Origin of the sequence: Rhodopseudomonas palustris BisB18 (assembly GCF_000013745.1) — a bacterium.
In the GTDB taxonomy this organism is placed as follows: Bacteria; Pseudomonadota; Alphaproteobacteria; order Rhizobiales; family Xanthobacteraceae; genus Rhodopseudomonas_A; species Rhodopseudomonas_A palustris_F.
Genome location: NC_007925.1, coordinates 3,614,692 through 3,629,380, shown reverse-complemented (window position 1 = coordinate 3,629,380; position 14,689 = coordinate 3,614,692). Strand labels below are relative to the sequence as shown.

Genomic DNA, 14,689 nt, shown 5'->3' with positions numbered 1-14,689 from the left:
AGGCCCTGAGGCCGCGGCTTGACAGAGTTGTCTTGCCTTGGCGACGACGGGCGATTGCCGCGAGACCCGGAAAACCCTCGCTTTTCCGTGACTTTGCGGCTCCGATTCGCATCGGAACTTTCGTTCCTAAGATGGATTGTTTCGCCAGGCAGCGCGGCGGCCCCTCGCGCTCAAGTCGAAACCGGATGTGAAAACGGAGTTGGTGTCATGCTGGGTTGGGTTATTACGTTTCTCGTCGTCGCGTTGATCGCCGGCATTCTCGGCTTCGGCGGCATCGCCGGCGCCTCGATCGAAATCGCCAAGATCATTTTCTTCATCGCCGTGGTGCTGTTCCTGGTGTCCGCCGTGGTCGGGCTGGCGCGGGGGCGCAACCGGGTCTAGTTAGGCGCGCTTCGCAGGCATCGCCACGCTGCGGCCGATGCCTTCGGGCCGTGTCACGCCGTGATGGGCCTCGGCCACCGCCTGAATCCGGGCGCGGATATCGGGCGGGAACGGCGCGGTCTTGCGGGAGGTCATGTCGACGTGAAGCGTCATGTTCTCCGAGGTGGCGGAGAGCCAGCCTTCGGTGGCGTGGCGCAACTCCTCGAAGGTATGCAGCCGCTTGTCGTCGGCCTCGATCAGCAGAATCGAAACCTGCGCCGGATCGCCGAGATGCAGTTCGCGCAGGTAGCGCACGTGGCATTCCGCGGTGAAGGTCGAGCCGCCGCGCGTCGTCAGGTAGTCCGCGCCGATCCCGAGATGCAGCCACAGCTCGTCGATCGCGCGGTCGAACAGCACGTTATAATAAGCCATGTTGAGATGGCCGTTGTAGTCGATCCATTCCGGCTCGATCGGCATCACCGAGGCCACGAACGGAACCGGCAGCAGGCCGAGATCGTCGGCGTTGAGATCGTTGGCGGCATCCAGCGTCATTGGCTCTCCTTGTGCGGCGGTTTCGCCGATTCTTCCCATTGACCCCTCCGGCGGCTTTTGACACTTTCGCGGCCCTGCCTGGAGGAGTCGTGACGTGGGCCTGACCATCACCAATCAACCGAAGCGAGCGGAGCCTGCGGCGGTGGCCGCCGCCATTGAAGCGCTCGCCGCACGGTTCGGCAACCGCCTGATCACTTCGCTGGCGGTCCGTGAGCAGCACGGCCACACCACCACCTGGTTGCCGACGCAGCCGCCCGACGCCGTGGTGATGGCGCAGGACACCGCCGATATCCAGGACGTGGTGCGGATCTGCGCCAAGCACAGCGTGCCGGTTATCGCGTTCGGCACCGGCACCTCGCTGGAGGGCCAGATCAACGCCCCGGCGGGCGGGGTCTGCATCGACCTGCGCGACATGAACAAGATTTTGGCGGTGCACGCCGAGGACCTCGACTGCGTGATCCAGCCCGGCGTCACCCGCAAGGCGTTGAATGAGCATCTGCGCGACCAGGGTGTGTTCTTCCCGATCGATCCCGGCGCCGACGCCTCGATCGGCGGCATGGCCTCGACCCGCGCCTCGGGCACCAATGCGGTGCGCTACGGCACCATGCGCGACAACGTGCTGGCGCTGAAAGTGGTGCGCGGCGACGGCGAGATCATCACCACCGGCACCCGGGCGAAGAAATCCGCCGCCGGCTACGACCTCACGCATCTGTTTATCGGCGCCGAAGGCACGCTCGGCATCATCTCCGAACTGACCATCAAGCTGCGCGGCATTCCGGACACCATTGCGGCGGCGGCGTGTTCGTTCGAGACCGTGGAGGGCGCCTGCCAGGCGGTGATCCTGGCGATCCAGACCGCGATCCCGGTGGCGCGGATCGAACTCCTGAACGTCGCGCAGGTGCGCTGCTGCAACGCCTATTCGAAACTGACGCTGCCGGAGACGCCGCTATTGCTGCTGGAATTCCACGGCAGCGAGGCCGAGGTCGCCGAGCAGTCGAAGAATTTCCGCGAACTCGCCGCCGAGTGCGGCGGCGGCGATTTCACCTGGACGACGCGGCCGGAGGATCGCAGCAAACTTTGGCAGGCGCGGCACGACGCCTATTGGTCGGTGCGGGCGCTGCGGCCCGGCGCCGGCGTGGTCGCCACCGACGTCTGCGTGCCGATCTCGCGGCTGGCGGATTGCGTGGTGGAGACCGAGGAAGACTTGAAGCGGCTCGGTCTGGTGGCGCCGATCGTCGGCCACGTCGGCGACGGCAATTTCCATTGCTCGCTGCTCTGCAACGTCGACGACCCCGAGGAGATGGCGCGCGGCGACGAGTTCATGCACCGGCTGGTCGAGCGGGCGCAGGCGATGGACGGCACCTGCACCGGCGAACACGGCATCGGGCAGGGCAAGCAGAAGTATCTCAAGGCGGAACTCGGCAGCGAGGCGCTGGACGCGATGCGGGCGGTGAAGCGCGCGCTCGATCCGCAGAGCATCTTCAATCCCGGGAAGATTTTGCCGCAACCTTAGCGCGATCGAAATAGCGGATCCTGGCGAGAGTTGGATCGATGCGCTTCAAGATTCCCAGGCCGTCATTCCGGGGCGCGAGCAGCGCAAGCTGCGAGCGAGCCCGGAATCCATATGTGGACGGCCCCCGAGCCACAAGAGTTTTTGATGTCGGATCGGATCGCTTGCATCCATATGTCCGGCCTGTTGATGCGGTCGCTTTGGACCGCTGGCCAAGATGGTTTCCGCGACGCGAGCTCCACACATAGTCACGACCTTTACGTGCCAATGGATTCCACGGACTGTCTCGCCTCTCGGATCGATCGATCGCGCCATCTGTCTCCTCTTGCAGCTCCGGCCCGGCCGGCGGGCGAATGCCTGCCGGCCGATCTCTCAGGCGGCGTGCGGCGATGCGTTCAGCATCCGCGCGCCGTCGTAATTTTCTCCGGTCAGCATCAGCTTCCAGGCGATCCGGGCGATCTTGTTGGCGAGCGCTACCGCCGCGAGCTTGGGCGGCTTGCGCGCCAGCAGCGCCAGCAACCACGGCGACGCCCGGCCGCGGCCACGGCGCACCTGCTGGATCACCGCGGTCGCTCCCGCCACCAACAGGCTGCGTAGCAGTTCATCGCCGGCGCGGGTGATGGTGCCGAGCCGAAGCTTGCCGGCGGTGGAATGATCCTTCGGCGTCAAGCCGAGCCAGGCCGCAAAGGCCCTGGCCGAGGCGAAGGTCTGCGGCACCGGCGTTTTCATCACCAGCGCACTGGCGCCGATCGGTCCTACTCCGGGAATCTGCGCCAGCCGCCGGCTGCAGGCGTCGGCGCGATGCCAGGCCAACAGCTTGGCGTCGATCACCTTCAGCTCATTCTGCAGTCGCGCGTAGTCCTGGCCCTGCAGCGCGAACAGCTCGCGCGCCAGCGTCGGCACGGTGTCGTCCTGCGCGATCCGCAACAGCAGCGGCTCGATCTTGTCGAGACCTCTCGGCGAGATCAGGCCGAATTCCGCGGCATAACCGCGAATCGCATTGCTCAGCTGGGTACGCCTTGCGATCAGCTGCTGCCGCAGTCCCATCAGCATCAGCGCCGCCTGCTGCTCCGCGGTCTTCACCGGCACGAACTCCATCGTCGGCCGGCTCATCGCCTCGCACAACGCCTCGGCGTCGCGCCCGTCGTTCTTGTTGCGCTTGACGTAAGGCTTGACGTGCTGCGGCGCCAACAGCTTCACCACGTGGCCGAGTTTGCCCAGCTCCCGCGCCAGGTAGTGCGCCGCACCGCAGGCCTCGATCCCGATCGGCGTCGGCGGCAGCTTGGCGAAGAACGCCAGCATCTCCTTGCGCCGCAGCTTCTTGCGCAGCACCGGCTTCTCGGCGGCATCGACCCCGTGCAGCTGGAAAAAATGCTTCGACGTATCCATCCCAATGCGGATAATCTGCTCCATGGACGGCTCCCATGTTTGAGTTTGCGACAACCTCATTCTGGCACAAAGCGATGCCGTAGGGGGCCGTCCACACCATCATAACCCCTGCAGGGATTATGGATTCCGGACTTGCTCGTTCTTCGAACTCGCAATCCGGAATGACGACTGCCTTTGGATCGGATGCTTCAACCACATCTGAAAATGCTCCAGCGCCGATCAAGCAGTTTGCTGATCCATCTCTGGCTAAAGGCTGTGAACTTGCCATAGTCTGCGGCCAAGGTGCTGCACCGGCGTTTTGAGTCCCGCGCGGGCTCCGCTTGCGCAGGCGTCGCCGGTCGACCCACAGAAGGAGACCGCGTGCAGACGACGCTACTCGGCTTGGCAATGGCTCTGATCATTGCGCTGATCGCCGCACTGGTCGGGCCGTTGTTCATCGATTGGAACCAGTTCCGCCCGCGGTTCGAGGCCGAGGCAGCGCGCGTCGTCGGCGCGCCGGTGCGGGTCGCCGGCGCGCTCGACGCGCGGCTGTTGCCGACGCCGACGCTGCGGCTGCGCTCGGTGGTGGTCGGCAAGGCCGGCGCGCTGGGCCAGGAGAAAGGTCTGGTGCGGGCCGACAAGCTCGACGTCGAGTTCAGCCTCGGCGCGCTGATGCGCGGCGAAGTCCGCGCCACCGAACTCACCGTCGGCGGCCTGGCGCTCGATCTCGCCCTCGATCCGCAGGGCCGGCTGGACTGGCCGGCAGCCTCCGCCTTTGCCAGTCTCGGCGCGCTGTCGATCGACCGGCTGAATCTCACCGGCCGGATCGTGCTGCATGATGCCGCGAGCCATCGGACGCTCGAACTGAACGACATCGCCTTCAGCGGCGAGGTCCGCGGCGCCGCCGGATCGCTGCGCGGCGACGGCAATTTCATGCTGGCCGGCGAGCGTATGCCGTTCCGGTTGTCGGCGGGGCGGCCGGTGCAGGGCAGCGGCACGCGGCTGCATCTGACGCTGGAGTCGAGCGCGCGCGCGGCGTCGTTGGATCTCGAGGGTTTGCTCAACGTCGAGGCCCGCGTCCCGCAATTCGACGGCGTGGTGACGCTCGCCTCCGCCGCAGCGATGGCCGCGGCAAATGCCGACGCCGCGGCGCCGATGCCGTGGCGGCTCGCCGCAAAGCTGAAGGCGGATCCCGCCGCCGCGCGGTTCGATCAGCTCGAGGCATCGTATGGTGCCGAGGCTGCGGCGCTGCGGCTGGCCGGATCGGCCGAGCTGCGGCTTGGCGCCTCGCCGCAGCTGCATGTCGCGCTGTCGGCGCGGCAGCTCGATGCCGACCGCCTGCTCGGACAGCCAAGCGACGCCGCGACGCCGGCGCGCTGGCTGCAGGGTTTGCCGGATCGGTTGGCGGCAATGCCCAAGGCGGGGATTGCCACGCGGCTCGAGATCGGCGTCGAGCAGGCCATGTTCGGCGGGCGCGCGGTGCAGAATCTCGCCGCGGATCTGCACAGCGACGCGCAGAACTGGATTGTCGATCGGCTCGGATTCCGCGCGCCGGGCGGGACCCAAACGATGATCAGCAACGGTCTGATCCAGCCGGGCGCGACGGATAGCCTGCGGGCCAGCCTGGCCGTCGACTCCGCCGATCCTGATCTGTTGGCGGCGTGGCTGACCGGCCGCGCCGAGATCGGCGGCCGCGCGCAGAAGCCGTTCCGACTCAATGGCGAGGTCAGCGCCGGCGCTGGCGGCTTTGCGATCGAGGCCGTCAAGGCCGAGCTCGACGGCGGCCGCGTCGCCGGGCGGTTGGCGCTGTCGCGACAGGCCGGCGGATCACGTCTTGACGCGGCGCTGAAGGCTGAGCGGCTCGATCTCGACGCTGCCGGCGCGTTGCTGCGGGCGCTCGCCGGGCCGCAGGCCGCATGGCCCGACGCTGCCAAGCTGCAGCTGGAGGTCGCCGAGGCGACATGGGCGGGACAAGCGTTGAAGCCGTTGCTGGCGCAGCTCGGTTATGGTCCGGACGGCGTGACGCTCGATCGGCTGCGGATCGGCGACGCTAACAGCGTGCTGATCGAGAGCGCCGGCGCGCTCGACCGCCAGGCCGGCACCGGCAAGCTCACGGTCGACGCCACCGCCGCCACGCTCGGCCGGATCGCCGAACTGATCGCGCCGCTGGCGCCGGTCGCAGCCGCACGGCTCGACGCCAGCGGTGTCGAAGCCGGCCCGGCGCATTTGACGTTGGCCGTAGCGCTCGACCCGCGCGGCGCCGCGACCGATCGTGGCGCGGCACGGGCGACGCTCGAACTCGACGCCCCGCAGCTCAAGGGCCGGGCGAGCTTCACCGCGAGCCCGCTGTTGACGGCGATCCGCAGCGGCGATGTCGAGGCGTTGCGGGCCAGCGACGTCAAAATCGAAAGCAACCTATCGTCGGAGCGCGGCGCGCCGCTGTTGGTCGTGCTCGGTCTGGATGGGCTGATCGCCGCGGGTCCCGGCGCGGCGCGGCTTGAGGCCTCGGCAACCGGAAGCTGGCGCGCGCCGCTCAAGGTCAGCGCCAGGCTGCAAGGCGCCGAGCTCGACGCCGAACTGAAAGGCTCCGGCGATCCCTGGGCCGCCGAGCCGAATGCCACCCTGGACTTGGCCATCCGCCGCGCCAATATCGCGCCGCTGCTGGCGCGCAACGGCGCCGATGCCGCCGCTGCATCCGCCAGCCTGACCTCGCGGCTGGTGATCGCGGGCCAGAAACTCGGCTTCGACGACATCGACGGCGCCGTCGCCGGATCGCGGCTGCGCGGCCGCTTGGCGCTGACCATGGGCGATCAGATCGGCGTCGACGGCGCGATCGGGCTGGATTCGCTGGAGCTTGCGCCGGTGCTGAGGCTGGCGCTCGGCGCCGCCGGCAAGGATCAGACCGCACCGCTCGGCCGCGGAGCGCTGCAAGGCTGGCGCGGGCAACTGGCCTTCGAGGCGTTGCGCGGGGTGGTGCCGGGCGGGATCGAACTACGGCCGGTCAGCGGATTGCTTCGCAGCGATGGCGGTTCGCTGATCATCGACAAGCTCACCGGCAAGATCGGCGGCGGCGACGCTGTCGGCGATATCGCGGTGAGGCGGTCGGCGGACGGCGTCGCGCTGGATGCCCGGCTCAAATGGTCCGGCGTCGATGGCGCCGCGCTGCGCTATCGGGCGCTGGCGATGCCGGCCGGCAAGACGTCGCTGCAAATGACGCTATCGAGCCAGGGCCGCAGCGGCTCGGCCCTGGCCTCAGCCTTGACCGGCAGCGGATTGCTGACGATCGATACCGCGCGGATCGCCGGGCTTGATGCCGGCGTGTTCGTACGGGTGATCGCCGCCGGCCAGTCCGGCGCGGCGGTCGACGAGGACAGGCTGCTGCAGATCGTCGATCCATTGCTGGCGCGAGGCACCCTCGCGGTGGCGCGCGCGCAGATTCCTTTCAGCATCGAGGAGGGCCGCTGGCGCGTCAGCCCGACGACGCTGGACGGCGACGGCGTGCGGTTGGTGGTGTCGGGAGGCTATGACGGGATCGCCGATCAGGCTGACCTTCGCGCCAGCCTGACCTCGACGGCGACCTCGGCCGAGCCGCGGCCGCCGGAAATCCTGATCTTTGCCGCCGGTTCGCCCGACGGCCTGACCCGAAGCGTTGACGTTGCCGGGCTGTCGTCGTGGTTGGCGGGACGGCGGATCGATGCCGAAACCCGCCGGCTGCAGGCCATCGAACGCGAAGAGGTGCCGGCGATCGCCACCCCGGCCTCGATTCCGCCGGTTGCGCCGCCGAGCCCCGCAGCGGAGTCGCCTCCGCCCGGAGATTCCCCCTCGGGTGGCCAGGCGACCGACCTTCCGGTTGCCAGCGTGCCGATGCCGGAACGCGACCCCCGCGACGCCGCGCCGAAACCAAAGCTAAATGCTGTGCGCCCGCCGGTTCGGCCGGCAACGCCTTCGGTGATCGCTGGACCTCAAGTCAACAGCGAACGCGCCACGCCGCTGCCGCCGCCGATCAATGTACGGCCAGCACCCGGCGATGGGCGACCAAGGCTGCGCCCGCCTTTGCAACTGACCCCGCCGGCCGCGCTGCCGGCCCGACCGGCGTTCTGACCGACCCAACGCGCGACCCAGCGAAAGCTGATGTTGCTCAGCCGATCAGTGCGCGGCCAAGCTTTCGGTCTTTACTTCCGGCATCGGCTGGACCGCGCGGGTGCGGAAATAATCCAGCACGAATAGGCGGATAGCGGATGACAGGTTGCCTTGTTGACGGTTGCTGTCGATTTCGCCGACCAATTCGGACAGCGTCATGTCGCGCAAACCGGAGATTTCCTTCATGCCGTTCCAGAACGCCTCTTCGAGGCTGACACTGGTTTTGTGGCCCGCGACCACGATCGACCGTTTCACGACCGGCGATTTCATGTCAGGTCCCCGGTGGTTCGATGTTGATCCAATAACTCATCCGCACGGCTGGTGCGACGTTCGTCCAAAGCGCGTTCGGCCTTTGTCCGCCCGAACCGGGCGCGATTGGCATCCGCTTCCGCAGCGGATTGCGCACGCGCCGTGCGCTTCTTGAAACGTTTCAGGTTGATCACATCCGCCAAGATCGCCCCCCATTAGAGTGGCGACGGGCGACGCGTGCGGTCCGGCGTGTAGGACTTAGCGGGGCCTCGGTCGGCTCGATCACCATCACGACAACTTCCTCATCGCTGCTATTGAGCCTGGGAACCACTGTTCCACGCCTACCCGCGGTTGTTTAGTGGTCGCCATGCAGCAACGCTGCAGCATCAGTTGATCGATCCGCGAGGTCCGGGGATATGATTTACATCAATTCTTCGTGGGAGTTTTGTCTCGACGGCCTCTAAGCACCGGTAATCACCCAGGGTGCGTCATTTTGTCAGGTCGTACCAACCGATCGAACTCAGCCGCCGACACCAGACCGAGCCGAATGGCCTCTTCTTTCAGCGTGGTGCCGCGGGCATGCGCCGCCTTCGCAATCTTGGCGGCGTTGTCGTAACCGATGCTCGGCGCCAACGCCGTCACCAGCATCAGCGACTGCTCCATCAGTTCGCGAATGTGCTTTTCATTGGCACGAATGCCTTCGACGCAGTGTTGAGTGAAGGAGCGGGTGACGTCGGCGAGTAGTTCGATCGAGCCGATCATGCAGTGCGCCATCACCGGTTTGTAGACGTTGAGTTCGAAGTGCCCCTGGCTGCCCGCGACGGTGATGGCGGTTTGGTTGCCGAACACCTGGCAGCACACCATGGTCATCGCCTCGCACTGCGTCGGATTGACCTTGCCGGGCATGATCGAGGAGCCGGGTTCGTTTTCCGGAAGGATCAGTTCGCCGAGACCGGAGCGGGGCCCAGAACCGAGCAGCCGGATGTCGTTGGCGATCTTGAACAGCGCGGTGGCGACCGCATTGATGGCGCCGTGCACGAACACATAGGCGTCGTTGCCGGCCAGCGCCTCGAACTTGTTGGGTGCACTGGTGAACGGCAGCTTGGCGATCGCCGCCGCGTGCCGGGCGAAGGCCTTGGCGAATTTCGGATGCGCATTGAGCCCGGTGCCGACCGCGGTGCCGCCCTGCGCCAGAGGATAAAGTTCGCGCGCCGCCGATTTCAGCCGCGCGATGCCGCTCTCCACCTGTGCGGCGTAGCCGGAAAATTCCTGCCCCAGCGTCAGCGGGGTGGCATCCTGGGTATGGGTGCGGCCGATCTTGACGATGCCGGCAAAGGCCTGCTGCTTGGCGCGGAGCGCTTTGTGCAGCGCGTCGAGGGCAGGCAGCAGGTCGGCGGCGATCAGTTGGCTGGCGGCGATGTGCATCGCGGTCGGAAAGCTGTCGTTCGACGACTGGCTCATATTGACGTGGTCGTTGGGATGCACCGGGCTCTTGGCGCCGAGTTGGCCGCCGAGCAGCTCGTTGGCGCGGTTGGCGATCACCTCGTTGAGGTTCATGTTGCTCTGGGTGCCGGAGCCGGTCTGCCAGACCACCAGCGGGAAATGCGCGTCGAGTTGGCCGTCGATCACCTCGCGGGCGGCGCGGACGATGGCCCGGCTGCGCCGTTGATCCAACAGGCCGAGTTCGCGATTGGTTTCCGCGGCGGCGAGCTTGACGATGCCGAGCGCGCGAACGATCGGCAGCGGCATGCGGTCGTGGCCGATGCGGAAATTCTGCCGCGAGCGTTCGGTCTGGGCGCCCCAATAGCGATCGGCCGGAACGTCGATGGCGCCAAAACTGTCGGTTTCGCTGCGCGTCTTGATCGGACGCGGCGGTTTGGCGGCTTTAGCCATGGCCCCTCACTGGAATGCGATGTGATCGATGTCGCCGCGCTCCCTGATCGGCCAGAGGTGGCGCGCGGCTATTTCTTGCGGAAGCGGTCGAGCCGGACCACTTCGGCGCCCTCGCTGGGCTTCGGTTGCTCGGCCGGGGTCTCGGACGCGGCCGGCGCGTCGTCGCGCGGCACCGCCGGGCTGGCCGGAACCGAGGCCGCGGGCTGGTTTGCCGCCGGCACCTCGCCGGGCAAAGACGGCTCGAATTGCAGGCCGAATTCCACCGACGGATCGAAGAAGCTCTTGATCGACGCGAACGGCACCACCAGACGCTCGGGGATGCCGCCGAACGACAGGCCGACTTCGAAGCGATCCTCGGTCACCACCAGGTCCCAGAACTGATGCTGCAGGATGACGGTCATTTCCTGCGGATATTGCACCAACAGCCGCGGCGACAGTTTGACGCCTTCGGCGGTGGACAGGAAGGTGATGAAGAAATGGTGCTCACCCGGCAGGCCATGCTCCGCGGCGTCCGTCAGCACCTGGCGCAACACGCCACGCAGCGCGTCGCGGGCAAGGACATCGTATCGGATAAGGTCGGTCGCCATGGTTCGTCCCGTCGTGCTTCATGCCGCGCCGGTCGGCGCCTAAGCGTCGCCCGAGTCGGGCGTCTGCAATCATCGTACCCCGGCTGTGCCCGCAGGTCAGCAGTGCTCCGCCGAGAAAAGCGAAATACCCCCGGGCCGGGAGGCAGTGGAGGCTTCTGTTGCCAGGCGCCTCCGAACCCCGCCTGGCGGCGCTTAACCCGCCAGGACTTTCATGTGGTCTTTCAAGCAGCGTTACGCTGCCTGAGCAACCGGAGCATAGTTGTCGTTGGCAACTATTGCATGGCCCGATCACGGCGGAACCATTCCGGACAAAAGCTCGCCCTTTACGCCCTCGTCGATCCTGTTTCGCCCCCGCCGAAGCCCGCGGATTTCGCGGACTTTGGTGGAGGCGCCGGGTACTGCCCCCGGGTCCGAATGGTTTATTGCGACGGCGGTTTATTGTCATAGCCAGCGCACTGGCACTGCAAATATAGGGGCGATTTTCGGTAGCGGAAGCCCGTCGGCGGGCCGGTCGGAGCCCCGCCGGCACGGTTTCACTGGCTTCGCAGCTGGAAAATCGCTAGGCAGGTCGCGGGGTGGGACGACTTTCCAACCAAGAGCAATGGGTCGCAAAGGCCGCGGAGAGACAGGCATGGCTGATACGCTCGGTCGCTCGTCCGATCAAACACGTCCGAGGTCGAGCGGCTGGAATGTCTCCGGGGCGCTGGCGGTGCTGCTGCTGGCGCTCGCTCCGCAGATCGTTCATGTGCTGAGGGCGATCGCCGGGCTGATGTTTCGCGCGCCGATCGGCGATCCGGCTCAGATCGCATTCGACCATGGCGCGGCCTTGGTTGCGGCGCTGCCGGCGCTGCTGCTGTCGCAATTTGCAACGTCGGACCATCCGCTGTCGTCCGATGTGGTATTGGCGCTGACCTACTCCTATCCGCTGTTCGCCCTCGCGGTGCTGACATCGTTCGCTCGGCTGCGCGGGCCGCAGGACTATTATGGCGGCATCGTGCTGATTGCGATCGCCGGCTTCGCGCTGTGGGCGTCGAGCGATCTCGCCGGGATGCACGGATTTTCGTTCGGCCCCGGCACCGCGCCGCGGATGTTCGGCGTATTGCTGATGGGCCTGGGGGCGGCGATCGTCGCGGTCGGGCTGTTCACCGAAGGCCCGGCGCTCGCCGCCTATGCCTGGCGCGGCCCGCTGTTTGTATCGCTGGCGATCCTGTGCTTTGCGGTCGCGATCCGGCCGCTCGGCCTGGTGATCTCGGCCTTCGCCAGCTTCATGATCGCAGCGCTCGGCACCGCGGAAATCCGCTGGCGGCAAACCACCCTTGTCGGGCTCTGTCTCACCGCCTGCTGCAGTCTGCTGTTTCCTTACGGCCTCGGTCTGCCGTTGGCGCTGCTCCCACGTTTTCTGACCCCGTGAGGAGCAATGGCGGATCTGTTTTCCAACCTCGCGCTCGGTTTTGGCGTCGCGTTTTCTCCCGTCAATCTGCTGCTGTGTCTGATCGGGGCGCTGGTCGGCACGCTGGTCGGCGTGCTGCCGGGCATCGGCACCGTCGCCACCGTGGCGATGCTGCTGCCGATCACCTTCGGCCTGCCGCCGGTCGGCGCGCTGATCATGCTCGCCGGGATCTATTACGGCGCCCAGTATGGCGGCTCCACCACCTCGATCCTGGTCAACATTCCGGGTGAGGCCGGCTCGGTGGTCACCACGCTGGACGGCTTCCAGATGGCGAAGCAGGGCCGCGCCGGCCCGGCGCTGGCGATCGCGGCGATCGGGTCGTTCTTCGCCGGTTGCGTCGCCACGGTGTTGATCGCGGTGCTCGGCGCGCCGCTCACCAGGTTGGCGCTCGCTTTCGGCCCCGCGGAATATTTTTCGCTGATGGTGCTCGGGCTGATCTTCGCCGTGGTGCTTGCCAAAGGCTCGGTGCTGAAGGCGATCGCGATGATCGTATTCGGCGTGCTGTTGTCGATGGTCGGTTCGGATGTCGAGACCGGCGCCTCGCGGATGGCGTTCAACATTCCCGAACTCGCCGACGGCATCGGATTCGCCACGGTGGCGATGGGCGTGTTCGGCTTCGCCGAGATCATCCGCAATCTCGACGCCGGCGCGGAAATCGATCGCGAATTGGTGCAGCAGAAGATCACCGGATTGATGCCGACCAGGAAAGACCTGGCCGAGTCCGCCCCGGCGATCCTGCGCGGCACGATTCTGGGATCGATCCTCGGCATCCTGCCGGGCGGCGGCGCGGTGATCGCCTCGTTCGCCGCCTACACTTTCGAAAAGAAGATCGCCCGCGATCCGTCGCGGTTCGGCCGCGGCGCGATCGAGGGCGTCGCCGCCCCGGAAAGCGCCAACAACGCCGCGGCACAAACCTCGTTCATTCCGCTGCTGACGCTCGGCATTCCGCCCAATGCGGTGATGGCGTTGATGGTCGGCGCGATGACCATCCACGGCATCGTGCCGGGGCCGCAGGTGATGCAGAAACAGCCGGAATTAGTCTGGGGCATGATCGCCTCGATGTGGATCGGCAATCTGATGCTGCTGGTCATCAACCTGCCGCTGGTCGGCATCTGGGTGCGGCTGTTGCGGGTGCCGTATCGGCTGATGTTTCCGGCGATCGTGATCTTCTGCGCGATCGGGATCTATTCCATCAACAATTCGCCGCTCGACGTCATCCTCGCCGGCGCCTTCGGGCTGCTCGGCTATTGGCTGATCAAGCACGATTTCGAGCCGGCGCCGCTGTTGCTCGGCATGGTGCTGGGGCCGCTGATGGAGGAAAATCTTCGCCGCGCGCTGCTGATTTCGCGTGGCGACGCGACGGTATTCTTCACCCGTCCGTTATCGGCCGCCTTGATGGCGTGCGCCGCGGTGCTGTTGGTGCTGGCGCTGCTGCCATCGCTGCGGCGGAAGCGCGACGAGGTCTTCGTGGAATCCGAAAGTTGATATTTGGATGCGCCGCGACGTCGCGGCGCTTGACGCGACGATATGTTGCTGAACAAGTAGTGGCTTTCCTGAATTGATGCCGGTCTCCCGGGGAGACGCAGATGGATTTATTGAAGCGCTTGCTGGCGGTGACCCGCCTGGCGTTCGCCGGTATTTTAGTAATTGTTACCCAATGCGCTGCCGCCGACGACTATCCGTCGCGGCCGGTTACCGTGATCGTTCCGTTCGCCGCCGGCGGTCCGACCGACGTCCTCGCCCGCATCGTCACGGTGCATATGGCGCGGACGCTCGGTCAAAGCATGGTGATCGAAAACGTCGTCGGCGCCGGCGGCACCACGGCGACGACCCGCGCAGCGCGGGCCCCCAATAACGGCTACACGCTGATCGTCGGCCACATGGGCACGCACGCGGCGGCCGTGCCGCTGTATTCCAAACTGGCCTATGATCCGCAAACCGACTTCGAGCCGGTCGGGCTGCTGGCCGGCACCCCGATCGTGATCCTGGCGCGCAAGGATTTCCCGGCGAATAATCTCCGGGAGTTCGTCGCTTACGTGCAGGCCAATACCGAGAAGCTGAACGCCGCGCATGCCGGCCTCGGCTCGGTTTCCCACGCCTCCGGCGAGTTGCTCAATTCGATCCTGGGAATTCGCCCGACCGGCGTTCCGTACAACGGCACCGGCCCGGCAATGAACGCGCTGGTCGGCGGGCAGGTCGATTACATGTGCGATCAGATCGTCAATGCGGTGCCGCAGGTCAAAAGCGGAACGATCAAGGCCTACGCCGTGGCGACGCAGCAACGCAATCCGTCGCTGCCGGATGTCCCCACCACAGCCGAGGCCGGACTGCCGGAGCTCGAGGTCCAGGCCTGGAACGCCTTCTTTGCCCCGAAGGGAACGCCGCCCGCGGTGATCGCAACGCTCAACGCGGCGGTGTCCAAGGCTTTGGACGACGCGGTGGTTCGCAAGCAATTGCTCGACCTCGGCAGCGTCATCCCGACGCCCGCGGAGCGGACGCCCGAAGCTCTGGCTGCCCTGGTCAGAAGCGAGATCGCGCGGTGGACCCCGCTGCTGACGCAGAATTGGCATTGAAACGACG

General features: G+C 66.5%; 12 protein-coding genes and 1 other RNA gene. 6 read left to right on the top strand and 7 right to left on the bottom strand.

The features are described from left to right. Positions 1-207: 207 nt before the first annotated feature. The gene (locus RPC_RS25570) at positions 208-381 is read left to right on the top strand and encodes a DUF1328 domain-containing protein (RefSeq protein WP_011473708.1); all 174 of its coding nucleotides are present in this window, start codon (positions 208-210) and stop codon (positions 379-381) included. Here the strand turns inward: RPC_RS25570 and RPC_RS16445 are convergent, their stop codons facing one another. Beyond that, the gene (locus tag RPC_RS16445) at positions 382-912 is read right to left on the bottom strand and encodes a thioesterase family protein (protein WP_011473707.1); all 531 of its coding nucleotides are present in this window, start codon (positions 910-912) and stop codon (positions 382-384) included. Between the two features lie 94 nt (positions 913-1,006). Here RPC_RS16445 and RPC_RS16440 point away from each other — a divergent pair, with 94 nt between their 5' ends. Next, on the top strand, positions 1,007-2,425 hold the full coding sequence (locus tag RPC_RS16440; RefSeq protein WP_011473706.1) for an FAD-binding oxidoreductase: 1,419 nt from the start codon (positions 1,007-1,009) through the stop codon (positions 2,423-2,425). 369 nt (positions 2,426-2,794) lie between these two features. Here the strand turns inward: RPC_RS16440 and RPC_RS16435 are convergent, their stop codons facing one another. Beyond that, the gene (locus tag RPC_RS16435; RefSeq protein ID WP_011471442.1) at positions 2,795-3,835 is read right to left on the bottom strand and encodes an IS110 family transposase; all 1,041 of its coding nucleotides are present in this window, start codon (positions 3,833-3,835) and stop codon (positions 2,795-2,797) included. A 336-nt stretch (positions 3,836-4,171) separates the two neighbouring features. Here RPC_RS16435 and RPC_RS16430 point away from each other — a divergent pair, with 336 nt between their 5' ends. Continuing rightward, complete coding sequence (locus RPC_RS16430) at positions 4,172-7,891, top strand: AsmA family protein (RefSeq protein WP_011473705.1); 3,720 nt, start codon at positions 4,172-4,174, stop codon at positions 7,889-7,891. Between the two features lie 45 nt (positions 7,892-7,936). On the opposite strand, the gene RPC_RS16425 is transcribed toward RPC_RS16430, so the two are convergent. The 5 genes from RPC_RS16425 to ssrA form a co-directional block, all read right to left on the bottom strand. Then, positions 7,937-8,200, bottom strand: a complete 264-nt coding sequence (locus RPC_RS16425; protein ID WP_011473704.1) for a ribbon-helix-helix domain-containing protein — start codon at positions 8,198-8,200, stop codon at positions 7,937-7,939. Then, complete coding sequence (locus RPC_RS25565; protein ID WP_011473703.1) at positions 8,197-8,382, bottom strand: DUF4169 family protein; 186 nt, start codon at positions 8,380-8,382, stop codon at positions 8,197-8,199. The genes RPC_RS16425 and RPC_RS25565 overlap by 4 nt, the downstream gene beginning before the upstream one ends. A 271-nt stretch (positions 8,383-8,653) precedes the next feature. Beyond that, positions 8,654-10,072 carry a class II fumarate hydratase gene (fumC, locus tag RPC_RS16420; RefSeq protein WP_011473702.1) on the bottom strand — a complete coding sequence of 473 codons (1,419 nt, stop codon included), beginning with the start codon at positions 10,070-10,072 and terminating at the stop codon, positions 8,654-8,656. Positions 10,073-10,140: 68 nt separating this feature from the next. Then, positions 10,141-10,659, bottom strand: a complete 519-nt coding sequence (locus RPC_RS16415) for an SspB family protein (protein ID WP_011473701.1) — start codon at positions 10,657-10,659, stop codon at positions 10,141-10,143. Positions 10,660-10,803: 144 nt separating this feature from the next. Further along, positions 10,804-11,157: a transfer-messenger RNA gene (gene ssrA, locus RPC_RS25560) on the bottom strand. A 133-nt stretch (positions 11,158-11,290) separates the two neighbouring features. On the opposite strand from ssrA, the gene RPC_RS16410 reads away from it, so the two are divergent. The 3 genes from RPC_RS16410 to RPC_RS16400 all read left to right on the top strand — a co-directional run bounded on the left by RPC_RS16410 (position 11,291) and on the right by RPC_RS16400 (position 14,682). Further along, positions 11,291-12,070, top strand: a complete 780-nt coding sequence (locus RPC_RS16410; RefSeq protein ID WP_011473700.1) for a tripartite tricarboxylate transporter TctB family protein — start codon at positions 11,291-11,293, stop codon at positions 12,068-12,070. 6 nt (positions 12,071-12,076) lie between these two features. Further along, positions 12,077-13,594, top strand: coding sequence for a tripartite tricarboxylate transporter permease (locus RPC_RS16405; protein ID WP_011473699.1), 1,518 nt, complete (start codon positions 12,077-12,079; stop codon positions 13,592-13,594). Between the two features lie 101 nt (positions 13,595-13,695). Then, a complete protein-coding gene (locus tag RPC_RS16400; RefSeq protein WP_011473698.1) occupies positions 13,696-14,682 on the top strand; it encodes a tripartite tricarboxylate transporter substrate-binding protein in 987 nt (328 codons plus the stop codon). The last annotated feature ends 7 nt before the right edge of the window (positions 14,683-14,689 follow it).